Source organism: Petrotoga sp. DB-2, assembly GCF_054051725.1.
The window spans coordinates 1-24,027 of record NZ_JBSVZD010000006.1 but is presented as its reverse complement, the minus strand read 5'-3'; the positions used below and the strand labels follow the sequence as shown (position 1 = coordinate 24,027).

Annotated in this window: 29 protein-coding genes and 1 other RNA gene; 11 read left to right on the top strand and 19 right to left on the bottom strand. The window is 35.3% G+C overall.

Annotated elements, in window-relative coordinates; genetic code table 11:
• Window positions 1-11: 11 nt before the first annotated feature.
• Genes dnaE through ACW9JY_RS03640 form a run of 3 tightly spaced genes read left to right on the top strand, consistent with a single transcriptional unit; the run spans window position 12 to window position 4,548 of the window.
• Complete coding sequence (dnaE, locus tag ACW9JY_RS03650) at window positions 12-2,420, top strand: DNA polymerase III subunit alpha (RefSeq protein ID WP_457283426.1); 2,409 nt, start codon at window positions 12-14, stop codon at window positions 2,418-2,420.
• Window positions 2,421-2,444: 24 nt separating this feature from the next.
• A complete protein-coding gene (locus tag ACW9JY_RS03645) occupies window positions 2,445-3,506 on the top strand; it encodes a glycosyltransferase family 4 protein (protein ID WP_457283425.1) in 1,062 nt (353 codons plus the stop codon).
• Entirely contained in the window at window positions 3,493-4,548 is a 1,056-nt protein-coding gene (locus tag ACW9JY_RS03640) for a lysylphosphatidylglycerol synthase transmembrane domain-containing protein (RefSeq protein ID WP_457283424.1), read from the top strand. The genes ACW9JY_RS03645 and ACW9JY_RS03640 overlap by 14 nt, the downstream gene beginning before the upstream one ends.
• Here ACW9JY_RS03640 and glpX read toward each other — a convergent pair.
• Window positions 4,545-5,573 (bottom strand): class II fructose-bisphosphatase, encoded by a 1,029-nt coding sequence (glpX, locus tag ACW9JY_RS03635; protein ID WP_457283423.1) that lies wholly within the window; start codon window positions 5,571-5,573, stop codon window positions 4,545-4,547. The two genes, ACW9JY_RS03640 and glpX, sit on opposite strands and share 4 nt — an antisense overlap.
• Before the next feature lie 389 nt (window positions 5,574-5,962).
• Here glpX and ACW9JY_RS03630 point away from each other — a divergent pair, with 389 nt between their 5' ends.
• Genes ACW9JY_RS03630 through ACW9JY_RS03620 form a run of 3 tightly spaced genes read left to right on the top strand, consistent with a single transcriptional unit; the run spans window position 5,963 to window position 8,650 of the window.
• Entirely contained in the window at window positions 5,963-7,381 is a 1,419-nt protein-coding gene (locus ACW9JY_RS03630) for an aminopeptidase (protein WP_457283422.1), read from the top strand.
• Window positions 7,378-7,941, top strand: a complete 564-nt coding sequence (locus ACW9JY_RS03625; protein ID WP_457283421.1) for a hypothetical protein — start codon at window positions 7,378-7,380, stop codon at window positions 7,939-7,941. Before ACW9JY_RS03630 ends, ACW9JY_RS03625 begins: the two co-directional genes overlap by 4 nt.
• A 22-nt stretch (window positions 7,942-7,963) precedes the next feature.
• The gene (locus ACW9JY_RS03620) at window positions 7,964-8,650 is read left to right on the top strand and encodes a hypothetical protein (protein ID WP_457283420.1); all 687 of its coding nucleotides are present in this window, start codon (window positions 7,964-7,966) and stop codon (window positions 8,648-8,650) included.
• Between the two features lie 13 nt (window positions 8,651-8,663).
• Here the strand turns inward: ACW9JY_RS03620 and atpC are convergent, their stop codons facing one another.
• From atpC to ACW9JY_RS03570, 10 genes are read right to left on the bottom strand one after another with little or no spacing between them, the layout of a single operon-like run.
• Entirely contained in the window at window positions 8,664-9,062 is a 399-nt protein-coding gene (atpC, locus tag ACW9JY_RS03615) for an ATP synthase F1 subunit epsilon (RefSeq protein ID WP_457283470.1), read from the bottom strand.
• A gap of 25 nt (window positions 9,063-9,087) precedes the next feature.
• A complete protein-coding gene (atpD, locus tag ACW9JY_RS03610; RefSeq protein WP_457283419.1) occupies window positions 9,088-10,491 on the bottom strand; it encodes a F0F1 ATP synthase subunit beta in 1,404 nt (467 codons plus the stop codon).
• Window positions 10,492-10,502: 11 nt separating this feature from the next.
• On the bottom strand, window positions 10,503-11,330 hold the full coding sequence (gene atpG / locus ACW9JY_RS03605) for an ATP synthase F1 subunit gamma (protein ID WP_457283418.1): 828 nt from the start codon (window positions 11,328-11,330) through the stop codon (window positions 10,503-10,505).
• Between the two features lie 15 nt (window positions 11,331-11,345).
• Complete coding sequence (gene atpA / locus ACW9JY_RS03600; RefSeq protein ID WP_457283417.1) at window positions 11,346-12,860, bottom strand: F0F1 ATP synthase subunit alpha; 1,515 nt, start codon at window positions 12,858-12,860, stop codon at window positions 11,346-11,348.
• Window positions 12,850-13,422, bottom strand: coding sequence for an ATP synthase F1 subunit delta (atpH, locus tag ACW9JY_RS03595; RefSeq protein ID WP_103076366.1), 573 nt, complete (start codon window positions 13,420-13,422; stop codon window positions 12,850-12,852). The genes atpA and atpH overlap by 11 nt, the downstream gene beginning before the upstream one ends.
• Window positions 13,422-13,913, bottom strand: coding sequence for a F0F1 ATP synthase subunit B (gene atpF / locus ACW9JY_RS03590; protein ID WP_457283416.1), 492 nt, complete (start codon window positions 13,911-13,913; stop codon window positions 13,422-13,424). The genes atpH and atpF overlap by 1 nt, the downstream gene beginning before the upstream one ends.
• A 50-nt stretch (window positions 13,914-13,963) precedes the next feature.
• Window positions 13,964-14,254 carry a F0F1 ATP synthase subunit C gene (locus ACW9JY_RS03585; RefSeq protein ID WP_211286452.1) on the bottom strand — a complete coding sequence of 97 codons (291 nt, stop codon included), beginning with the start codon at window positions 14,252-14,254 and terminating at the stop codon, window positions 13,964-13,966.
• A 49-nt stretch (window positions 14,255-14,303) separates the two neighbouring features.
• Window positions 14,304-15,122 carry a F0F1 ATP synthase subunit A gene (atpB, locus tag ACW9JY_RS03580; RefSeq protein ID WP_103898443.1) on the bottom strand — a complete coding sequence of 273 codons (819 nt, stop codon included), beginning with the start codon at window positions 15,120-15,122 and terminating at the stop codon, window positions 14,304-14,306.
• A 30-nt stretch (window positions 15,123-15,152) separates the two neighbouring features.
• Entirely contained in the window at window positions 15,153-15,491 is a 339-nt protein-coding gene (locus ACW9JY_RS03575) for a hypothetical protein (RefSeq protein WP_457283415.1), read from the bottom strand.
• Entirely contained in the window at window positions 15,427-15,705 is a 279-nt protein-coding gene (locus ACW9JY_RS03570) for an AtpZ/AtpI family protein (protein ID WP_103076370.1), read from the bottom strand. The genes ACW9JY_RS03575 and ACW9JY_RS03570 overlap by 65 nt, the downstream gene beginning before the upstream one ends.
• 202 nt (window positions 15,706-15,907) lie before the next feature.
• Between ACW9JY_RS03570 and ACW9JY_RS03565 the strand changes: the two genes are divergently transcribed.
• The 4 genes from ACW9JY_RS03565 (at window position 15,908) to rnpB (ending at window position 18,884) form a co-directional block, all read left to right on the top strand.
• Window positions 15,908-17,236, top strand: coding sequence for an amidohydrolase (locus ACW9JY_RS03565; RefSeq protein WP_457283414.1), 1,329 nt, complete (start codon window positions 15,908-15,910; stop codon window positions 17,234-17,236).
• The gene (locus ACW9JY_RS03560; RefSeq protein ID WP_457283413.1) at window positions 17,145-17,636 is read left to right on the top strand and encodes a hypothetical protein; all 492 of its coding nucleotides are present in this window, start codon (window positions 17,145-17,147) and stop codon (window positions 17,634-17,636) included. The genes ACW9JY_RS03565 and ACW9JY_RS03560 overlap by 92 nt, the downstream gene beginning before the upstream one ends.
• The gene (locus ACW9JY_RS03555; RefSeq protein ID WP_457283412.1) at window positions 17,630-18,556 is read left to right on the top strand and encodes a TIGR01212 family radical SAM protein; all 927 of its coding nucleotides are present in this window, start codon (window positions 17,630-17,632) and stop codon (window positions 18,554-18,556) included. Before ACW9JY_RS03560 ends, ACW9JY_RS03555 begins: the two co-directional genes overlap by 7 nt.
• Window positions 18,555-18,884: RNase P RNA component class A (gene rnpB, locus ACW9JY_RS03550), an RNA gene on the top strand. The genes ACW9JY_RS03555 and rnpB overlap by 2 nt, the downstream gene beginning before the upstream one ends.
• A 38-nt stretch (window positions 18,885-18,922) precedes the next feature.
• Here the strand turns inward: rnpB and rplQ are convergent.
• The 8 genes from rplQ to map all read right to left on the bottom strand — a co-directional run bounded on the left by rplQ (window position 18,923) and on the right by map (window position 23,590).
• Window positions 18,923-19,309: a 50S ribosomal protein L17 gene (gene rplQ / locus ACW9JY_RS03545; protein WP_012208588.1), complete on the bottom strand. Its 387-nt coding sequence runs from the start codon at window positions 19,307-19,309 to the stop codon at window positions 18,923-18,925.
• On the bottom strand, window positions 19,299-20,363 hold the full coding sequence (locus tag ACW9JY_RS03540) for a DNA-directed RNA polymerase subunit alpha (RefSeq protein ID WP_457283469.1): 1,065 nt from the start codon (window positions 20,361-20,363) through the stop codon (window positions 19,299-19,301). The genes rplQ and ACW9JY_RS03540 overlap by 11 nt, the downstream gene beginning before the upstream one ends.
• A 95-nt stretch (window positions 20,364-20,458) precedes the next feature.
• Window positions 20,459-21,094, bottom strand: a complete 636-nt coding sequence (rpsD, locus tag ACW9JY_RS03535; RefSeq protein ID WP_103076375.1) for a 30S ribosomal protein S4 — start codon at window positions 21,092-21,094, stop codon at window positions 20,459-20,461.
• Between the two features lie 19 nt (window positions 21,095-21,113).
• Complete coding sequence (gene rpsK / locus ACW9JY_RS03530; protein WP_103076376.1) at window positions 21,114-21,503, bottom strand: 30S ribosomal protein S11; 390 nt, start codon at window positions 21,501-21,503, stop codon at window positions 21,114-21,116.
• A 139-nt stretch (window positions 21,504-21,642) separates the two neighbouring features.
• A complete protein-coding gene (gene rpsM, locus ACW9JY_RS03525) occupies window positions 21,643-22,008 on the bottom strand; it encodes a 30S ribosomal protein S13 (protein WP_103076377.1) in 366 nt (121 codons plus the stop codon).
• A gap of 54 nt (window positions 22,009-22,062) precedes the next feature.
• The gene (gene rpmJ, locus ACW9JY_RS03520; protein WP_012208593.1) at window positions 22,063-22,179 is read right to left on the bottom strand and encodes a 50S ribosomal protein L36; all 117 of its coding nucleotides are present in this window, start codon (window positions 22,177-22,179) and stop codon (window positions 22,063-22,065) included.
• Window positions 22,180-22,226: 47 nt separating this feature from the next.
• On the bottom strand, window positions 22,227-22,457 hold the full coding sequence (gene infA, locus ACW9JY_RS03515; RefSeq protein ID WP_103076378.1) for a translation initiation factor IF-1: 231 nt from the start codon (window positions 22,455-22,457) through the stop codon (window positions 22,227-22,229).
• Between the two features lie 380 nt (window positions 22,458-22,837).
• Window positions 22,838-23,590, bottom strand: coding sequence for a type I methionyl aminopeptidase (map, locus tag ACW9JY_RS03510; protein WP_457283411.1), 753 nt, complete (start codon window positions 23,588-23,590; stop codon window positions 22,838-22,840).
• A 162-nt stretch (window positions 23,591-23,752) separates the two neighbouring features.
• Between map and ACW9JY_RS03505 the strand changes: the two genes are divergently transcribed.
• Window positions 23,753-24,027, top strand: a 275-nt coding sequence (locus tag ACW9JY_RS03505) for a transposase (protein WP_457283410.1), incomplete at its 3' end; no start/stop codon positions are given.

Below are 24,027 nucleotides of genomic sequence, written 5' to 3'. Positions count from 1 at the left end.
AGGACCTGCTAGTGAAGATCTTAGGACCCGTGGTAACTTCAAAAAGTATTGGTAAATCCTATCTTCAGCTAAGGGACCTTTTCCCCATAGCAAAAAGGTATGGGTTCAATTGCATAGTCCTATCAGAACCGCACCCAAGATCATGGGTGAGTTTTATCGCTCATGCCCAAAAGTACAGAATTAAGCCAATAATCCTGTATGAAACGGTAGACGGCAAGTACTTATTGCAAACAAACAATGATATTAGATCAGCTATAATGCACTACAACGGATTAGGAAACAACCTAAGATTGAAAAAAATCGAAACGGATCTTCCCTACGTGAAGTATCCAACTGGCGTTTTAAAAGATATATTTAAAGATGAAGAATCTCTTTGTATCAAAGACGGTTTAAAATATCAAAATGAACTATCTATTTTCTCAAATATAGCAACTTATTACAATATAGGAAACTATAGATTTGATGAATACAAAGTCACTGACTATAATTTAACAGATATTGTTTCACAAAAAGATCTAACCTTAGAAGAAAAAAGACGATTATCCTACGAGTTGGAAATAATAAAAAAGCTAGGGGTAAAAAATTATATTTTAACGGTAAAAAAAGTCGTTGACACCGCTAAAAAAAATGGCATCTCTGTTGGACCCGGAAGAGGCTCCGCAGTGGGTTCCTTTTTAGTTTATAAATTGGGAATAACTAAGGTGAATCCTATTGAATACGATCTCCTGTTCGAAAGATTTCTAAACGAATACAGGCATGAATTACCCGATATAGACCTGGATATCGATGCGGAAAAAAGAGTTGATCTAATACAGGCTTTGCAAAAAGAAGTGGGAGAATATAAGATCTCTCAAATCAGAACTTATTCTACTATGAAAATCAAATCCGCTTTAAAAAAGACAGAAGAACTACTTGGATACAATTTAGAAGCTAAAATAAACGCTCCAATAAGAAGTAAAGAGAACATCGATAAATTCAAATCTTTATCAAAAAAAGATAAAACCTTTTTTTATGTCGCTTACTATCTTGAAGGAATAGAAGTGGCAGAGTCTGTTCATGCAGCGGGTTTGATAATTTCCCAAAATGACCTTAGAACCTTTTCTCCCATTGAAAAAAAGGAAATATCCATAATAGAATGGGAAATGTCTGATTTAAAATATTTAGGAGTGGAAAAGTTCGACATTTTAGCTTTGGACACGTTGACCTTCTTAAAAAAATTACAGATAGAAGAAAAGTACCGGGAACTTAGCGATTCAAAAACTTTCCATTACCTATCCAAAGGTTTGACAAAAGGCATCTTCCAATTGGACTCAAAATTAGGGCAAAAATTAGCCCAAAGAATAAAACCTAAAAATTTTGAAGAGCTAATCTTACTCTTAGCCATCAACAGACCCGGACCCCTTGAATCCGGGATGATAGATCAATACGTTAATGAAGACTCACCAGAATATTTGAAAAAAATCTTCCCCGAGACAAAGGGCGTCTTAGTTTACCAAGAACAGATAATGAAAATTGCTCAAATCTTAGGAGGATTTTCTCCACAAGAATCAGATTTGTTGAGAAAGGCAGTATCTAAAAAAGAAAAAGACAAAATCACAACCTTCAAAACCAAATTTATTACCAACGCCTCAAAAAAGATAGGCGAAAAAGAAGCAACCTTATTGTTTTCTCAGATAGAAAACTTTGCTCAGTATGCCTTTAATAAATCTCATGCGGTAGCTTATGCTCACATCACATACTGGTTATCAGAAAAAAAATTCAAAGATCCTTCACATTTCTTCTTAGAATATGTTAAAATAAAAGGCATTGATATTGATATAATAAATGAAGCATCGCTTTTAGGAGTAAAAATAAAGTTACCAGACATTAGATATCCATTTGGTTTGGCTAGTAAAACAGATCTAATACTGCCTTTGTATATAATTAAAGGAATAGGTAAAAATATTTCTCAAATATTTGAAGAAGCGAAATTCTCAAGCTTAGAAGATTTTTTTAATTTCATAATTAACAAAAATATCAATAGAAATATTGTGGAATTAATAATCAAATCCGGCGCATTAGATTATTTCAACAACAACCGTAAAAATCTACTAAGAGAAACCACTCAACGGATGAAAGGAAAAGTTCAACAGTTAGAAGATATAAAAAGTACGTTATTTGGAGAGAGAGAACAAAAATCAACTAAAAAGGTTGAAACAACCTTACAAGACTACGCGCAATACGAAATAGAATGTATAGGATTTCCATTGAGTTTAATGTCCCAAAAAGGGCTATCTAATACGTTGATAGATAAATATCTAAATAGACAAAAGGTATACCTTGATGGTTATGTCTACAGAGATTTTATAGTAGATAACTCTGCTATGATCTATTCAAGAGTTTATAACAAAAACTTGAAAAGACTTATAAAACACATTTAAATTCCAATTTTGAGAAGGGAAAAAATGAAAATCAATATTTTATCAATAGCTGAGAAATACCCTGGTCAAGGGGTATATTCTGCTACCTTAGATCACAAATACATTTTAAAAAAATATAGTGATTACACGATATATGAGAACAAAATTTTAGGGAATTATGATGTTTTACATATCCATACTCTCAACATAAAAAGCTTCTTATCGTTGCTAAAGAATAAGAAAAAATCTTTTTGTGTGATTTCCGCTCACATAGTTCCTAATTCATTGAAAGGAAGTATAAAATTCAATAAACTATGGTTACCTTTTTTCAATAGATATTTAAAATATTTCTATAACTCTTCTGACTGCATTTTAGCCGTTAGTGAAGAGACCAAAAATGAACTGATTAAGGATCTCCAGATAAATCCAAATAAAATTGTGGTCTTCAGAAACTTTGTCATAAAAGAATTATTTTTCACAAAGCCGGAGGAAAAATACAACAAAAAATCTTATTTAAGAAAAAAACACGGGTATAATGATGATGATTTCATAATTTTGGGTGCCGGACAAATACAACCCAGAAAAGGTATAATAGATTTTGTGGAAACCGCTAAACGATTACAGAACACGAAGTTCATTTGGACCGGTGGAATGCCTTTTAAACAGTTCACCGAGGGTTATGAAGAAATGAACAGGTTGATAAAATGGGCTCCTAACAACGTGAATTTTATTGGAACCATAAACAGAGAAAAAATGATCGATTATTATTCTTTATCCGACATTTTCTTCTCTCCTTCCTTTCATGAAACCTTTGGCTTGGTTGTAATTGAAGCAGCTGGAAGTGGTTTACCTTTAGTTCTTAGAGATTTACCAGTTTACAAACAAATATTTTCTCCTAACTATTTATCTGGTAATTCAGTGGAAGATTTTGTTGAGATAATCAAAAAACTTAATATTAACAAAGAGTTGTACGCTGAATACGAGAAAAAATCTTACCAATTATTTGAAAATTATAGTGATGAAAAGGCCTTTATAAAATTAAAAAATATCTATGAAGAAGGTATAAAGCAAAAAATCCATACAGGAGGAAAAAATGTCCGAAGATAAAGGCAAGGAAAATGAAAGCACACTTAGTAGAAAAAAAATAATCATTAATCTAATCGTAGTTTTAATTATTGGTTTAGTCATCAACATTGTGATCTCATTTTTTGCAGATTTCCAAGAAACCTTCGATACTCTTAAAACTGTCAATCTATTTTTTATTGTGAAGGTATTCGTAGTTTTCTCTATGGCTTATTTGATAGATTTAATTAGATTGTACATAGTAACCTTAAGTTTCCACAAAAAAATAAAGTTTAAGGATGCCATTTATAATACCATTTCATACTATTTTATGTCAAATATCACCCCAATGGCTAGTGGTGGTCAACCGTATCAAATATACCACCTTACAAAATTAGGAATAGAATCCACTTTGGCTACAAATATAGTGTTGTCAAGACTTGTAGAAAATTTACTGTTTTCTTCTGCCGTTATCTTAATTTTCATAAGAAGAGTAATGAGTATTTTAGGCAGAATAGGGACTGGAAAATATATACTTATCATTGGTATTATAGCCGCTTTAGGGTTCTCTGCTTTGTTAATAATACTATTTTTAAACCCAAAATTGATATATAAGTTGTTTAACTTTTTACTAAAGATATTTCCATTAAAAAACAAATCGAAATTCGAACAAAGATTACAAAAGTTAGAAAATTGGTTAGAAGAGCTAAAGTTAAGTATTAAAACACTATGGGTCGAAAAGGCACACATAGTTACGTTTGACTTTATACTGGGAGGTTTCATCGTTTTTTTTCATTCCCTTGGTTTGTATTTTGCTCTAACATCAATTACATCAAGAAGCTACAGCATTCTTGAAATATTCATACTTTTTATAATAATGAATTTTGTTATCTATTATATACCTACCCCTGGTTCCACAGGTGGGGTAGAGACATTATATGGTATTGTCCTTGCCAGTTTTATGCCTGGAAGATTCGTTTCTACAACTATACTGTTGTGGAGATTCGCAACTTATTATTTACAAATAGCCTTTGAAGGGGTAATCTTACTTATGACAAGGACAAAAGAAAAAGGATTTTCAACTTAATTAATATACTCGTTTCTCAAATTGATTAATTTTTTATCCTCTTCTAAAGATTTTAGCCTTATAGTTTTATTTTTCAAATTGTGCATAGACTCGATTTTTCTTATAGTAGCACTTTTACTTCTCATCGTAAGTGTATGAGTGTAAGCAAAACCTTTTACAAATTTAACCCCTTTTAAAAGATCTCCATCGGTTATACCCGTTGCAGAAAATATTACATCTTCTCCACCAACTATTTCATCGGTATAAAAGATTTTTTCAAGGTCCCAACCTTCTTCCTTGATCGATTGTTCTTCAATTCTATCCCTTGTCCATAATTTCATTTGAATTTCTCCACCTAACGTTTTTAAAGCAGCAGCCGAGAGTATCCCTTCAAGAGTCCCTCCAATACCAACATAGATATCCACCCCACTATCGGGAACGGCGGTGGCTATGGCAGCTGTGATATCCCCATCACTTATCAATTTTATTCTTGAACCAGCTTCTTTAATCTCTTCTATAATCTCTTCATGCCTTTGCCTATTCAAAATAACAAAAGTTAGTTCCGTAGGTGCAATTCCCAAAACCTCACTTGCAATTTTTATATTCTCTTTCATAGGTTTTCTCAAATCCAATTTACCTTTTAATTCACGACCTACAGCAAGCTTATAAGAATAAAAAGTCGGCAGTAATTTAATACCTCCCGACACCGTGGCAGCAACGCAACTTATGGCATTAGGCAGACCAAAAGCAGCCAATTTCACTCCGTCTATAGCATCAACAGCTAAATCCATTTCATTAGTGTCATCTTGCCAACTACCTACTTTTTCACCAACGTACAACATATTTGAATTTTCTTTATCGTATTTACTCATTACTATATTCCCTTTAAAGTCTATGTAGTCAAACATACCTCTCATAGCATCGATGGAACTATGCTTAATCATTTCCAGATTACCACAACCCAAGTATAAACTACTCATCAAAGCAGATGCTTCTGTAACCCTTACAAAATCCATAGTCAACTCTGGATAAATCTTCTTTTCCATAAAAGTCCCTCCTCACAAAAATTTTTAATTGTCTTTAGGAACTCTAAAACTATATATAGCGCCCTTCCCCCGCTCCCCACCCCATAAGGAAGTGAAATCAGTGTTTTACCCCGCAGCCCACCAAAAAATAAAGAAGTCTTTGCCCCTTCCCCCGTAAACCTTATCTTCCTTAAGCATATCTATTATAATATTTTTATACAGTTTAAACAAATAATAAAATTGAAGAAAACTAAAGTTTAAACATCGTAATCAACTCTATTGACGAATATTTCTTCCTAATCATATATAAACGGATTATTTGAGTATACATAAACCAAGACTTCATAAAAAATTATTTAACTATGCTTATTTTCAAAAAAATATGGTAAAATTTTATTGGAGGTGATCTAATGGACCTAACAGAGTTGGAAAAAAGTTTAACTTTTCAAAAGAAAAGTGTATGGAGCAAAAGAAACAGGGAAGATATCGATAGGTATTCTTCGCAGTACAAGGATTTTATCAACTTTTCTAAAACTGAAAGAAAGGCCGCTTCATACTCAGTGGAGCTCCTTGAAAAAAACGGTTTCAAACCTCTTTCTTATTATGTGAACTCTGGAAAGATAGAGAAAGGGGATAAAGTTTACTTTGTAAACAGAGACAAAGCGATATTTGCTTTGAAGTACAACAATCCTTTGAAGGATGGTATCAACATAGTTGGTGCACACATAGATTCGCCAAGGTTTGATTTAAAGCCCGAACCAATAGTGGAAGATGAGAGTATTGCGATGGCAAAGACCCATTATTATGGTGGAGTGAAGAAGTATCACTGGTTCAACATACCGCTTGAATTACATGGCGTAGTAATAAAAAACGACGGTAGTAAAATAGAAGTTTCCATAGGACAAGACGAAAACGATCCAGTATTTGTAATATCAGATTTACTGCCTCATTTGGATAGAGATTTAGCTAATAAAAAGGTTTCGGAAGCATTTGAAGCTGAAAAGATGAATTTGTTAGTTGGTACTACTGCAATCTCCTACGATGAAACCGATAAAATTAAAAATCCGGTTAAGTTAAATATCTTGAAAATCTTGAACGATAAATATGGAATCGTTGAAGAAGATTTAGTCAGTGCTGAATTGGAAATCGTTCCTGCACTTCCTGCCAGAGATGTAGGCCTAGATAAAAGCCTTTTAGCTTCCTACGGACACGACGATAGGGTCTGTGCCTACACAGGATTAACCGCTTTAATTGATGCTCAGACCTCTGTAAAGAACCCGGCAGTTTTACTAGTCGATAAAGAAGAAATAGGTAGCGATGGAAATACAGGTGCAAAAAATCATTTCTGGATCTACGTTTTGAAGAAAATTGCCGCTTTAGCAAAAGAAGAAGAACTACTTCAAAATATAGAAGAAATCCTTACAAATTCCACTTTGCTTTCAGCTGATGTGTCAGCTGCTGTTGATCCAAATTACAAAGAAGCTCACGATTTATCCAATGCTCCAAAATTGGGTTACGGTATAACTCTAATGAAATACACAGGTTCAGGGGGCAAAGGAAGAACAAACGATGCAAATGCTGAATTAGTAGGAAAAATTAGAAATCTTTTCAATAAAGAAGGCATATCTTGGCAAATAGGAGAATTGGGAAAAGTGGATAGAGGCGGAGGAGGAACCATAGCCCTTTTCTTTTCCGAGAAAGGTTTAGACGTTTTGGATGCTGGCGTTCCGCTTTTGGGGATGCACTCTCCGTATGAGGTAGCATCAAAAGCGGATATATACGAGACTTATTTGGCATATAAAACTTTTTACGAAAAATTTGGAAAATGAGAATTTTTGTGGGAAACTCAGCAAATGCGATGGAATTTTTTGATTTTGATTTAATACTATCAACCTCAGGTTGGTCTTTAAACGACCAATCTGAGGTTATTGCTATCAATAACAAAGAGTATGTAGAATGTTATATAAACAGGAACAAAACATATTTAAACAAAGATAATAGGTTCATAACGGAAAAAGATATTTTATTATCTTTCGGGTTTACCAACGATGCTCTAAATTTTGAATTTTATTTCTTGAATCTTTTGTACCAAGTGGATTTAATCGTTCTATCGTTGAACTTTTCTGAAAGTTTAGAAAGAAAAGTACTTCTACATATACAGTCAAATTTGAGAAGTGTAAAAATCCCGGCGATAATTATCAACACAGCGAAAAACGAAACTACGGTATCCTACATCGTCCCCAATTACAAAAACGAATTCGTGATCAAAAACGCTATTTATTTCACGCTTGATTTTAAAAAGAGTAAAAATTATATACATTCTTTTGGGAAGTATTTATCAGATTTGAAAGAAACGATTCACACCTATGATGTCAAGGTGCTGAGATAGAATGAGGACGCGCGATCTGTTCTTGAAGTTACATTATAACTTTCTCAAAAAAGAATTGTTTGAGTCTTTAAAAACGATCAATGAAGAACCAAAAAGTTATAACAAGAACAGTTTAGGTATATACATAATAAAAAAATTATCTTCAAAAAACACAATAAAACAGCTTGCTGATGGTATCAACCAAGGCTTTTATATCTTTTTTTTCTCCTCTAACAAAAATATCCCCTACCGCAAATTACACTTAATTTCTGAAATTGTCAATATATACGGAATTCATTTGATTCTATTTTTAAAAAACGATATTCTCAAACTCTTCAACAATCAAGTTATCTTCATAAACCAGGAAAAAAGTTTAACTCATAGATTATTCTCAATAAACTCTTATAAAATCTCTTTTATCCTTCCCGAAGAAATGAGAAATCCAGCTGTTATAACCACTTTGAAGATTCAAGAAGTCGACCTAGTATTCAGTAAAAGTTCTGTAGTTGGTAACAATCAAGACTTAGCTAATAATTTGCTTGCGTACGTTCTAACAGATCAAAAAATATTTTCCCCTTCTATTCTAGAGGAAGATAAAACCTCGTTGAAAGAAAGGGGAAAAATATGGCTCAACTTAAGTTATTTAAAGACTATCAAAGATAATTATTTAGAAAAAAATTACAACGATTTACAAAGGATAAAAACTAAAATAGACCTCATTCAAAGATAGATTAACAATCCTTTTATTTTCTTTTTGACATATTGACCCTTAAAAGATTCTTTTCAATTCTAGTTTGTAATTTGATTTTTTTAAACTGATCTTCCGTTGCTTTAATCTGTTCTTGGGCACTTTCCATAGCTTTCCTCGCAGCTTCAATATCTATATCTTCGGATCTTTCAGCAGCGGTGGTAACAATAGTCATTTCTTCACCGGTCATCTCCAAAATACCTCCATGGATCGCAAAACTATCAACTGAGTTATCTGCTTTTTTTATCGATACCGGGGCAATCCTCAAAGATGTCACGATCGGCAACCGTTGAGTTAAGGTTCCCATAGATCCCTCTTTTGTTTTAAATTCTACATACTGAACATCTTCTTCATATTTTACCCCTTCTGGGGTAACAACTTTGAATTTAAATATCTATACCACCTGCCTTACAAACACTTCATACATTCATTTTTTTTGCTTTTTCTACGGCTTCTTCTATCGTACCCACCATATAAAAGGCGCTTTCAGGTAAATCATCGTGCTTCCCCTCAAGTATTTCTTTAAAACCTTTGATAGTATCTTCTACATTAACATACTTACCAGAATAATTTGTGAACCTTTCTGCAACAAAGAAAGGCTGAGTTAAGAACCTTTGGATTCTTCTGGCTCTATTCACTACCTGTCTATCTTCCTCGGACAATTCTTCTATACCCAAAATCGCTATTATATCTTGTAAATCTTCATACCTTTGCAAAACTTCTTTGACTTCTCTTGCAACGGTGTAATGTTCTTGTCCAACTACGTTGGGATCCAACATCTTCGATGTGGAATCTAATGGATCAACCGCAGGATAAAGTCCCAACTCTGACTGTTTTCTTGAAAGGTTTATATTTGCATCCAAATGGGCAAAAGTAGTAGCAGGTGCGGGATCCGTGAAATCGTCTGCAGGAACATAAATAGCCTGAACAGAGGTAATAGAACCATCTTTTGTGGAGGTTATTCTCTCTTGCAACTGCCCCATATCCGATGCCAACGTTGGCTGGTATCCCACAGCAGAGGGCATTCTTCCCAGTAAAGCCGACACCTCTGATCCTGCTTGAACAAACCTGAATATATTATCTATGAAAAGTAAGACATCTTTTTTTTGCTTATCCCTAAAATATTCTGAGATTGTCAACGCGGTTAGAGGGACCCTGAACCTCGCTCCAGGGGGTTCATTCATCTGACCGAACACCAACGCCGTGCTATCAATGACCCCTGTCTCTTGCATTTCCAACCAAAGATCATTACCTTCCCTGGTCCTTTCGCCTACACCTGCAAATACAGAGATCCCTTTATGCTCTTTAGCAATATTCCTTATAAGTTCCATAACAAGAACCGTCTTACCAACACCTGCTCCCCCAAAGAATCCTATTTTCCCACCTCTCGGGAACGGAGCCAAAAGATCTATACTTTTAATACCTGTCTCTAAAATCTCAACAGATGTATCTTGTTCATTTAACGATGGAGGATCCCTGTGAATTGGCCAATACTCTTCCCCTTCAACCTCTCCTTTTTCATCGATAGGTTTACCTAAAAGGTTGAACATTCTTCCTAATGTCGTCTCCCCCACGGGAACTTTTATGGACTCTTGTGTGTTAATAACTTCTTGCCCTCTTCTTATACCATCGGTAGAATCCATCGCAACACATCTAGCTGTATCGTCTCCGATTAATTGCTCAACTTCAAGAATCAACTCTTCTCCTGAGTATTCGTTCTTTACTTTTAAAGCATCGTAAACGTTAGGTAGTTGGCCTTCAGGGAATTTCACATCAACGACAGGTCCAATAACAGATATTATTTTACCTTTTTGATCTTGCATCGAATTACCTCCTATTGCATATTCGCCCCATTAACAATCTCTATCAACTCTTGGGTAATAGAGGCTTGTCTTTGCTTGTTGTAATCAAGGTTCAACTCTTCTATTAAATCATGTGCGTTATCCGTGGCGTTTTTCATTGCGTTTTGTCGGGCATGAAGTTCACTCAACTTGGTTTCAAATAAAAATAGATACATTTTAGAGAGAAGATACTGATATGCAGCATCCTCAAATACTTTCTCTTCCTCAGGTTCATATTCGTATCTGGCATCTATTTCAAATTTGTCTTTTGTTATTGGAAGCAGGTCGTAAGTTTTAGGTAACTGTATCAAGGCATTTTTTAACTTTCCATACACAACCTTCACTTTGCTAATGCCTTTATTTTCCATAATTTGGAAAATAATGTCCAGCAAATACTCTGCATGGTCAACCTTTGGAATATCGAATAAATTTATCTCTTTTTCCAAGACTGTTTCACTCTTTAAACCTGAATAGCCCTTTGCACCCAAAACAAAGTATCCTTTAAAATCTTCCAGCTTAGATTTCACCCTTAAAGCTTCTTTAACTAGATCAGATGGAAAAGAGCCCGCTAATCCCATGTCTGGGGCGATCACAAAAATTAAAGAACCTTCACCATTTTGAGTGTATAAGCTTTCTTCAACAAAGGGAACTTTTTTCAGAATCCTTTCTGCGTAGTTAGAATAATCTTTTACACCTTTCCATCGCTTCTGTATCTTGTTGAGCCTGGCTGTGGCAACCATCTGCATGGCTCTTGTTATTTGCATAGTAGATTCTGTAGAGGCGATCCTTCTTTTAATGGCTCTTAAATTACCACGACTCATTTAAAATCACCCCAATCATCTAAACACATTCAAAAATTTTGAGATTGCTTCATTCAGTTCTTTCTTTATCTCATCCGTTATGTCTTTGCTCTCTTTTATCTTATTTAAAGTATCAATATAATTTTCTTTAAGATAGGCTAAAAATTGTTTTTCAAAATCACCTATTCTATCGGTAGGGATCTGATCCAAATAGCCTTCATTGGCAGCGTAAATAACGGCAACTTGTTCTTCTATCTCCATCGGTGAATACTGTGGTTGCTTCATCAATTCAGTGAGTTTTTCACCTTTTGTTAGCTGTTTCTTTGTTGCCTCATCAAGATCCGCAGCAAACTGAGTGAAGGATTCCAACTCTCTGTACTGTGCTAAGTCTAATTTTAAAGATCCAGCTACTCTTTTCATCGCCTTGGTCTGAGCATCTCCACCAACCCTTGAAACAGATAAACCTATGTTAACAGCAGGTCTTATCCCCGCGTTAAACAACCCTGTTTCTAAATAGATCTGACCATCCGTTATTGAAATAACGTTGGTTGGAATATATGCAGAAATATCGTTCGCCTGCGTCTCGATTATTGGCAAAGCTGTCAAAGAACCATTTCCATAATTTTCGTTCAACCTAGACGCCCTTTCCAACAATCTCGAATGCAAATAAAAAATATCTCCAGGATAAGCTTCCCTTCCAGGCGGCCTTCTAAGCAGTAGCGATATTTCTCTGTAAGCAGCGGCGTGTTTTGTTAGATCGTCGTATATTACCAATGCATCTTTACCGTTAAACATAAAATATTCTCCAATTGCCGCACCAGCGTATGGAGCTATATACTGTAAAGATGCAGGATCAGAAGCATCTGCTGCCACCACTACAGTGTAGTCCATTGCACCGTACTTTTCTAAATTATCGATAGTTCTTGCCAAACCTGATGACTTTTGTCCAATCGAAACATAAATACAAAAAACATTTTTCCCCTTCTGATTTATTATCGTATCGATAGCTATAGCGGTTTTACCAGTTTGTCTATCTCCGATTATAAGCTCTCTTTGACCTCTTCCTATAGGAATCAAGGCATCCAAGACTTTCAATCCAGTTTGAAGAGGCGTATCAACAGGTTTTCTTGTTACAACCCCCATCGCCTTTCTTTCGATAGGATAAAAATCATTAGTGCTTATTTCACCCTTTCCATCCAATGGCATACCTAAAGGATTAACCACTCTACCTAGCATATTTTCTCCAACAGGTACTTCTATTATTCTGTTGGTTCTAACTAATTTGTCCCCTTCTTTTATTCCTTTGTAATCTCCCAAGGTAATTATACCAACATTATCTTCTTCTAAATTCATAGCTATACCGTAGATCTTTTCACCTTCAGATGTTTCTATTTCAACCAATTCGTTGGTCATAACATCCTTCAAACCGTAAGCCCTAACGATTCCATCGCTTACCTGCATTACCCAACCTATTTCTTTTATCTCTCCACTTTCATAACTTTTAATACGCTCTTCTATTACTTTTGTCAACTCATCTGGATTAACTCTCAAATATTTCACCTCCACCAACTGGTGCATAGGCAGATTGAATGTTCTCTAAAAATCCTTTTACGGAGTAATCAAAAAACTTATCTCCTATGTATAACTGTAATCCACCTATAAGATCTTCGTTGAATTGTGTTATTAACTTTATTTTTCTTCCTGTTTTATTATGAATAGCTTGTTTAATCTGATTTATAATTGTATTAGTTACTTTATTGGGAAGTACAAGTCTCACTTCCACAACTTTTTCTCTTTCTAAACTCTCTTGATACAAAATATGAGACATAAAAGGAATTAAATTTTGACGCCCTTTATCCACTAAAACTTCTAAAAATTGAACAAAAATAGTATCATCAAATTCTGAGACGTCTTTCAATTTTGTAACTATATATTTTGGAGGAATCAACGGACTATAAGCCATATCCCTAAGAGTTTCACTGCTTTCAAGAGCTTTTTTTAACCTTTGAAACGCTTCTACGTATTCATCTAATCTTGAAATTTCACCCTTTTCTTCTAAAGTACCCAAAATGGCTTGGGCATACTTTGAAGCCAAAAAATAAGAAGCTTTCATTATAATTCACCTTTGTCTTTCAGATTGTTTATAGCCCTTCTTATCAACTCTTCATTCTTCTTTTTATCGATCTGCTCCTTTAATATCATAGAGGAAATGGTAACAGCTAGAGAAACTATTCTCGATTGCAGTTCTCTTGCTGCACTTTCTTTAATCTCTTCAGCCTCTTTTTCTGCCTTTTCTAAAATAAATTTCCTCTGCTCTTGAGCCTCTTGTTGAGCAGCCTTGATTATAGATTTAGCTTGTTCATCAGCTTCAGTTAAAATTTCACGTCTTTTATCATCCACTTCAGCTAGTTGCTTATCCAACTCTTCTTTCTTTGATTGGGCTTCTAACCTTAATTTTTCAGCCTCGTTCAAATTCTTCTCTACTTCTTTTTTTCTTTTATCTGTGATATCAAAATACGGTTTGTACAACAACCTGTACATAAGAAACATGAAAGCCAAAAAACCTACTAAATTGACTATGGAAGTTAAGTTAAAAGATATCATACAATCACCTCTTTGGGGGAAAAACTAATAAAGATCAACAAAATAAACACTCATGGAAGAACAAACAACAAGATCAAGGCAACAACCAAAGAATAAAGACCGGTTGACTCTGTAACCGCCATTGCCAATAACATCCTCGTTGTTAAATTTCCGCTCATCTCTGGTTGCCTTGCCATAGCATCCATTGCGTGTGCACCAACGTTACCTTCTCCAACACCAGGACCTATAGCTCCTATTCCCATTGCAACTCCTGCTCCCAATAACTTTCCTAAATAATATAAGCCCCATCCAATGGAACCACCTTCAGTAATTAAATTTTGAAGCATAGTAGATAAATCCATCTTTTTCTCCTCCTTAAACTAGTTTTTTCTGATTTGATAAGTTTTGTTTTTATTCCAATAAAGAACCAATATACGCAATAGTTAACAAAGAAAAAACAAAGGCCTGAATGAGCCCAATAAACCAACCAAAAAAGCCCCATAAGAACACAGGTAAAACGAAATATTTCAACATGTAACTAATAATCAACACTAATATTCCCCCACCCATGACGTTACCAAATAACCTTAGAGAATGGGAGATTGGTTTAGCCAATTCACTGATTATGTTGATAGGAAACAACAATGGATTTGGTTCAAAAAAAGATTTTAGCCATTTGAGTACACCTTTAGCCCTTGCCGCAAAAAAGTGGCTGACAACTAAAACCATCAAGGCATACGTTAGATTCACATTTAAATCGGAGGTAGGTGTGTACCAGGTATCCGTGAATAACTGAACATTCAACCCATTTTCAACTGGTACAACGTTTATTCCAGGCATCCCACCAAGTACATTTGAAACACCTATATACAGAAAAAAACTCATAGCTATTACAAAAGTTTGTTTCCTATACTTAGGATTGGGAACGGAATCTTCCACCATTTCCCAAAAATAGTCAAAAAATGTTTCTACAGCAGCCTGAAACCTTCCAGGGATCCTCTCAAAATGTATGCTCCTGGCAACTAAAATCAACAGAAACATAACAGCAAAAGACATGATCAAAGTCATTGGGTTCAATTGACCAAAGAACCCGCCATCACCAAAATAAACAATCCATCTATCTCCAACACCCTCTAAACTCATATCGAAAACAAAAAAGTTAATTAATCCCAAAACTACATAAGCTACAAAAAGAAAGATGGTAAATTTCTTTAATCTATCGTTCGTCAAAAGAACACCTCCTCCAACTACTAATCAAAATTATTTATAGGATAAAAATGGAACAATCTTCAAATTTATTAAACCGACAAAAGCCAACAAAAGGGCATATGCTGAATTAAAGGCAGCGATTCCCAATATCACACCATACAAAAGGTATCTCATAAAAAAACCAGGTAAGATCTTTCTTGGCTTTGAACCAACCGTCATTTTTTTAATCTCTTCTGCAAGTGAATAAAAACCTATAACTGCACCAATTCCTCCCCATAAAACCCAAAGAGCTTCTAAAGAAAAGAATAAAGAAAGAACTAAGGCCTCAATCAGAACTATCGCTATTGTTTTCATTTCTATCTCTTTCAGCTTTTTTTTCAGCTCTTTCATGTTTCTCTACCTCTTTCAAAAGCTCCCTTATACCCGAATATAATCCGGAAATTATCCCTAAAAACATCAACAAAACCATCCATATCTGCTGGTCGGTAAACCTGTATATTAAATATCCTATCAAAAGACCAACAAATATATTTGACAGAACTATTACAGCAAAATAAATGATCATGTTCAAATAACCCAGTGAACGTAGATCGTGCTTTTTCAAAATAAAACCTCCAAAAAAACAACCACAAACAATTATACTATTTATTTGCCAAAATTTCAATTATTTTTAAAATATGGAGTGGGAAGGGGTCTCCTAATTTTTGAAAATATAAAACGGTATTTTTCCTTTCTTTTAAAAATCAACTCACAAACGATATTTTATAGTATAATATTCAGTGAAAACAACCAAAGGAGTTGTGGATATGTCTAAAAAACTTTTGAAGAATGCGTATGTTCTAATAAGTGCTGATGATGATGTAGAAAAATTTGATATATTAATAGACGGTGATGAGATCGAAGACTTACTTGCCCCAAGTGATTCAACCGAGGTGAATTTGGGAGATGTGGACGAGTACGATCTAACTGGTAAGCTGATCGTCCCTGGATTTATTAACACCCATAGCCATTCAGTTATGTCTTATTTTAGAGGTATTGCCGATGATTTATCACTTAACGATTGGTTGTTCAAAGAGATGCTGCCAAGAGAGGATTTTTTGGAAAGTGAAATGGCTTACTACGGTGCTTTAGTTTCTATGTTGGAAATGATTTCCAACGGAATAACAACTTTTGTTGATATGTATATGTTTACGAACGAGATAGCCAAAGCTGCATACGATTTAGGACTTCGTGCATATATATCAAGAGGGCTATCTTTCGATACAGATGAGGGTTGGAATAGAAGGATAAAAGAAAATATCGAAACGTATGAAAAATACAATGGATTAGATAACAGAATTTATATAGGCTTTGGGCCTCATGCCCCTTACACCGTTCCTATGGATAAATTGAAAGAAGTAGCAGAAATTGCAAAAAAGTACAACACTCACATTCAGATTCATTTGTTAGAATCAGAAAATGAAAGAAATCAGTACAATCTTTTAGATGTTGAAAATACTGGTTTGTTCGATCTTCCTACGATAGCGGCGCACTGTGTCCATGTGGATGAAAAAGATATAGAAGTTCTTTCAAGGAAAGAAGTGAATGTAGCTTATAACCCGATTAGTAATATGAAGTTGGGCAACGGGATAGCCCCCATAGTGGATATGCTCGATAAGAATATAAACATAACCTTTGGAACGGATGGTTGTGCTAGCAACAATTCTTTGAACTTTTTCAACGAGATTAAGTTTGGAGGTATATTGCAAAAATACAAGTATGGGCCTGACAGATTTTCAGTCGAACAAATTTTGAGGATGAGCTGGGAAAACGGTGGTTTTGCCTTAGAAACAAACATAGGAAGGTTAGAGCCTGAGTTCAAAGCAGATTTGGTCGTTTTAGATATGGATTCTTTTGAGTTTTTCCCTAATGACTTATCAAGGTTAAAGTCTCATATAGTTTATTCTGCAAACCCTAAGAACGTTTTTGCAACGATGGTAGCCGGCAAATTTTTATACTACAATGGAGAATTTTTAACTTTAAAAGAAGAAAAGGAGCAAATATATGAGAAATTCCATAAATTTTATCAAAGAATCGAAGATAAGTACAATAATAGTGATCTTTCTGATAGCCATAACGACGATAGGGATATCTAAACCCATCGATGATTACATAGAGTTTTCTCCTAAAGGGTATGAGGAGATAAGTAGGATAGTTACCAGAAATGGGACGATAATAAATACAACGGTCCCAGACACTGGCGAACATTTGGAGATGAACTTCAAAAAGAATGGTGGTTTGTACGAAGTTCACGTTGTTCATTTCGATAATTCGTTCACTTTGTTGAATTTTTGGTATACCTTTGTGAGTGATTATTCTGATGGCTTAGCCGCTAGTTTTTCGGCTATTCCTTTTATATATGGTGAGTACAACGATGAGTATATGAAGATGCAAATCAGTGCGTGGTATAGGGGAGTAAATAACCTATTTTTTGTTGTTTATGGCCCAAAAAAAAGCGTGATAAACGACTTGAAGCTTCAATTGAATCGATGGTGATTTTGTTGGATTTGTATAATAGGTTGAGTGAGTATTTTAAGAATAGATACGGTGAAAGGGTGCAAAGGTTACCAATCAACGCTGGATTCACTTGCCCAAATAAAACAGGCGAGAGAGGTAAGGGTGGTTGCATTTATTGCGATTTAACAGGTAGCGGTTTTGCAGCTTTTAAGCCTAAGATAAGTATTGAAGAACAGGTTAAGGAAATGATTAATAGATACGAGAAAAAAGCTAATAAATTTCTCGCCTATTTTCAGGCAAACACTAATACTTACGCCCCTGTTGATGAATTGAAAGAAAAGTATGAAAGTAGTTTAATAGACGATAGAATAGTCGGTTTGGATGTATCAACCCGACCGGATTGTGTCCCAGATGAGGTAATAACGCTTTTAAATACTTTTAAAGATAGAGTTGATGTTTACGTTGAGCTCGGTGTTGAGAGTATTAATCCCAATACGTTAAAGTATATGAACAGAGGGCATTCTTTAGCAGAAGTTATAGATTCTGTAAATAGGTTAAAAAAAGCTGGATTAGAGGTTATCCTGCATTATATAATAGATTTTCCTTGTGATACACTAGAAGATGTGAAAGAGATGGCTAAGGTTAGTTCCGCCTTGAAGGTTGACGGTGTAAAATTGCATTCTTTGTATATCGTGGAGAATACAAAACTCGCCGATTTGTATAGAAGTGGGGAATTTGTACCTTTGACGTTGGATGATTTTGTAGAAAGGGCAATTACTTTCTTGGAATACTTGGATCCAAAGATTGTGATCCATAGGCTTGTTGCCGATCCTCCAAAAACCGGAACGTTACATGGAAATTGGGGAATTTCTAAAATAAAGATTTTAAACTTAATTGAAAATACGATGAGAAAGAGAGGTTCCTATCAGGGGAAAAATTTTAACTATTTGAATAATTGAAGTAGGACGGTTGATCGCGAGTAGGCATACTTGGCCTATTTTGAGGAAAGTCCGGACTCTAAGGGCAAGATACTGGTTAACAACCAGAGGGAGTGATCCCTGAATAGGGCCATAGAAAAGAAGACCGCCGAAAGGCAAGGGTGGAACGGTGAGGTAAGAGCTCACCAGTGTCAGAGCGATCTGGCAGCTTGGTAACCTCTATCTTGAGCAAGGTCAAGCAAGAAGGCCAGAGGTGGCCCGCCGAGAGACTTGAGTGTCCGCCTTCTGGGTAGACCGCGTAGATTAATGGTCAACTTGACAGAATCCGGCTTATAGTCCTACTGATATATTAAACAATGACGCCCGTTCTGGGCGTCATTGTTTAAGTTATTCTTCTTTCGGAAGTAATTGGAGTATAGATAATTCTGAAGCGTCACCTTTTCTATAACCGATTTTTAATATTCTTGTGTAACCACCGTTTCTATTTTCGTATCGGGGTGCGATCTCATGTACTATTTTGTAGACTAGTTTTCTGTCGTTGAAGTGTTTGTTTATATCCCTGTTTAAAGCTACTCTCCTTTCTGGGAGATCAGTCGAATTAGCTTCCTTGGCTTTGGTGATTATTCTTTCAACAAGGGGCCTTACGGCTTTTGCTTTTGCGGTAGTAGTGATTATACTTTCAGATTCAAATACACTTCTAGCCAAATTATTCAACAACGCTTTTCTATGGGAAGCATATCTATTTAATTTTTTAGTTTTGACTCTATGCCTCATCGAAGGTGTTCCCCCTTTCTTCTTGGTGTAATTTTTCGTAATCTATATCAAATTTCTCACTTAGCTCTTTTTTTATCTCGTCTAAAGATTTTCTTCCAAAGTTTTTGATTTTAAGAAGGTCAGCAGGTCTTCTTTTTAATAGTTCTCCAATGGTGTCTATTTTTTCTCTTTTTAAACAGTTTTTAGCTCTTTTCGTTAAATCCAAAGAATCAATCTGAGTTTCTACTAAATCTTTTGGCAACCCAAAAATATTTTCTTCCGTTTCTTTCTCTTCTTCTTCCTCTCTTTCAACTGAAACTTCCATTTGTTCTATAGCACCCTCTTCTCCTTCTTTTTCCCAAAGTTTGGAAATGAAATCAAAATGTTCCATTAAAATTTTTGTTGCTTCTTTTAATGCTTCGGTGGGTGTTATGTTTTTTTTCGTCCAAATTTCAAGTATTAGCTTATCGTAGTCAGTTCTTCTTCCCACACGGATATTTTCGGTTAAATAGTTAACTTTAAGAACGGGACTGAACACTCCATCGATGAATATGTATTCGATGTCACTTTGAAATGTCAATTCTTGGGCAGGAATGAAACCTTTCCCTGCTTGAGCGTACAATTCAAAGTCTACTTCCATATCTTTATTTACATGGGCTATAACAAAATTTGGGTTGGCTATTTCTACTCCTGCAGGAGTTTTTATGTCCCCACTTTTTATGACTTGACCTGCTTTGTATTTCTTCCTCAAGCTTAATAAAATTGGGTAATCTATCTCGTTGAGACTTTCAATGTCGTCAACCTTTAATTGAACCTTTTTTAAGTTTAAAGTTATTTCAATGATGTCTTCTTTTATACCCTCTATTGTGTCGTATTCATGTAATTTTCCTGGGATACGTAACCCGGTTATAGCCAAAGATGGAATGGATGATAACAACACCCTTCTTAAAGCATTACCTAAAGTTATAGCATATCCTTTTTCCAGAGGAAACAATTCGTATTTTGAGTAGTTATATTCATCTTGCTCTTCCTTTTCAACTATCCTAAATTTTTCAGGTTTTATTAATATCTCCATATTTTCTCTGATCCTTATTGGGGAATCAGAGCACACCTCCTTTCCTGCCCCTTATGAGCGAGGTGATATTTTGTGTTTCAAATAAATAATACTTTTTACTTAGAGTAAAGCTCTATGATGTTAATTAAAGGTACAGGAACATCCATTTCATCAATATTTGGTAGCCTTTCAAAAGTTCCCCTATAATTTTCAATTTCCACGTTTACCCAATTGGGAATATTTCTATATCCTTCTTGCACTAATTCTAATCCTTCTCGTACTTGTTGTATGTTGCGACTCTTTTCTTTAACTTCTATTACATCCCCTACTTTAACTCTGTAAGATGGAATATTCACTTTTTTTCCGTTAACTAATATATGTCCATGAGTTACTATTTGCCTTGCCGTTCTTCTGTTTGGTGCGAAACCCATTTGATACACTACGGAATCTAGCCTTCTTTCTAAGAGTTGCATCAAAACTTCTCCAGTTTCTCCGCTTGGGGATCTTTCAGCTTCTTCAAAAGTGTTTCTGAATTGTTTCTCCATTAAGCCGTACATTCTTTTTAAGGCTTGTTTTGATCTTAATTGCATAGCGTATTGAGTCAATTTTTGTTTTTGTCTTCCGTGTTGTCCCGGAATGTAATTTCTTTTTCTAAGGGCTGATTTCTCAGTGTAGCTTCTTTTCCCTTTTAAATAAAGGTTTATTCCTTCGCGTCGAGATAATTTTTCTAGTGGTCCTATGTACCTCGCCATTAATTCTTTCCCTCCTTAATTAGAATCTTTTCTTTTTTGGCCTACAACCGTTGTGAGGTATAGGGGTGACATCTTTTATACTTTCTACATTTAGACCTGCAGCCTGTAAAGCCCTAATAGCGGATTCTCTTCCAGAACCTGGCCCTTTAACATATACATCGACCCTTTTTACCCCCAGATTTAGAGCTTCTTTTGCAACTTTATCTGAGGCCATTTGAGCTGAGAATGGAGTCCCTTTTTTGGCTCCTTTAAATCCAACATTTCCGCCACTAGACCATATTATTGGCCTACCTTCAGTATCTGTTAATGTAACGATTGTGTTGTTGAAGGTTGAATGAATGTGTACAGCTGCTTTTTCGGGAGCAGCTTTCTTTTTTTTGGTTCTTTGCTTTACTCCTTTTTTTGCCATTTATTTAAAAGCCTCCTTAAAAACTTGATTTTATGTGTTAGCGCCCCTTCGCCCCGCTGCCCACCCATGTGGAAGGGGGACCTGCGGTCCCTTAAACCCCACAACTTAGCCTTAAGGATGATGAGAAGCTCAGTTAGCTTTATCTTTTTTTGATCTTGGTTAGTCTTGGTCCCTTTCTGGTTCTTGCGTTGGAGTGGGTTTTCTGACCTCTTACAGGTAACCCCGCTTTATGTCTTTTCCCCCTGTAACTACCAATGTCTATCAAACGTCTGATATTTTTATTAACCTCTTGCCTTAGTTCACCTTCAACTTTATAATTTTCGTTTATGTAGTGAGTTAACTTTGAAATTTCATCGTCTGTTAGTTCTTTTGCTCTTTTGTTAGGGTCTATTTCTAAGTTATTTAATATATCAAGTGCTGTTTTTCTACCTATTCCATAAATATATGTTAATCCTACAAATAACGCTTTATTATCTGGTACTTCAACACCTAAAATACGCGCCATCCTTTTGTCCTCCTCATAAAGAAATTCTTATTATGTTATTATCCTTTTATGTTATTATCCTTGTCTTTGTTTGTGCTTTGGATTTTTTGAACATACAACCCAAACTTTTCCGCCTCTTTTTACTATTTTACAGTGCTCACATCGTTTTTTTACAGAAGCCCTGACCTTCATAATTTATTTCCTCCTTTTTGATTCTTGCCCTCTGTATAGATCTATTTTTAATTCTTGTTGACTTTTTCTCTTTTCACTATTCTTCCTTTGCTTAAATCGTAAACGGAGACTTCCACAGTAACTCGGTCTCCTGGAAGTATTTTTATAAAATTCTTTCTCATTCGCCCAGAAATGTGGGCTAATATTTCATGCCCATTATCTAATTTAACTTTAAAAGTAGCGTTAGGTAAAGCTTCAATGATATATCCTTGCATAACAACGACGTCTTTTTTAGCCAATACAATCCCTCCTTTTTCAGGGATTTTTACTGTCATTAGAAACCGTAACTGTAAAGTACGATTTAGCGCCCTTCCCCCGCTCCCCACCCATGTGGAAGGGGGACCTGCGGTCCCTTAGACCCCTCAACTTACTCATAAGGATAAAAGAATCTTTATCCCTTTTTGAAGACGGGATCCCACCCTTAGGAAAAGGGGATGGAGGGCTTCGCCCTGTAACCTTTTTAAAACCAGATACTTAATTTTGGATAATGATTTTTAGAACTTTTTATGTAAGCTGCGCTTAGTCTTTATTTGCGCCCCTTCGCCCCGCAGCCCACCCACAAGGATAAAAGGGATAAAGTAAGGATTCTCCCTGTTGACCACAAAAATAAACCCTTAAATCATAGTTGTGTTAGTATTTCTGGGCCATTTTCTGTCACGGCGATTGTGTGTTCAAAATGTGCAGCTTTTGATCTATCCCTGGTTACCGCGGTCCAACCGTCTTCTAAAATATCTACTTCGTAACTGCCCATAGATACCATCGGTTCTATTGCGAGGGTCATGTTTTTTCTTATTTTTGGACCTCTACCCCGTCTTCCATAATTTGGAATTTGAGGATCTTCATGTAATTTCCTTCCTACGCCGTGACCTACGTATTCCCTTATTACAGAAAAACCTTTACTTTCAATGTAAGTTTGAACTTCGTGTCCAATGTCACCAATGGTATTACCAACAACAGCTTTTTTTATACCCATGTACAAAGATTCTTTGGTCGCTTCAACCAATTCTTTTTCCCTTTCAGAAACTTGTCCTATTATGTAGGTTCTGGCGGAATCTGCTATGTACCCTTTGTAGGTTAAACCACAATCTACGGATACAACATCGCCATTTTTTAAAACTTTACTTCTCAATGGGAATCCATGAACAACTTCTTCATTTACAGAAAAGTTGATCGCATATTTGTAACCATTATATCCTTTGAAGGTGGGTATAGCATCTTCCTTTTCCATGTATTCTAAAACATATTTTTCAATACTTTCTCCGTTAACGCCTTCTTTTACTATTTCTGGAAGTAAAGCGTCAAGAAGACGGGCAAGCTTTTTTCCAGCCCGTCTCATCATTTCTATTTCTTGATCAGTCTTAATTATTATCATTATTTATTAAAACTCCTTAGTATATTAAACAATACTGTCTTTAGAAACTCTAAAACACGTATTGTAACTAACTTTTAATACCTTCAATATTGTACTTTTACCTCCTCACTGTATAATTTATTTGATACCATATCTTTATTATCTTGTAAGGAGGTCATTCAATTGTCATTATACGGTAACTCTTCTCAACTCTACTTCGATTTCGTCTACTCTGATTATATGAAAGAACATTCTGAATTTAAGTACCTTCTCGATTTAATCGATATGATCGATTGGTCCGTTGTCCCAGATTTCAGTAATAAGATAGGCAGAACAGGGTACTCCCGTCGGGCTTTACTTAAAGCTATCTTCGTTCAGAAGGTTAAGGGGTTTACAGTAAGGGAGTTGATTCACTTCCTTAAGAGTAACCCTTCCTTCGCTAAATGCATCGGTTTCGA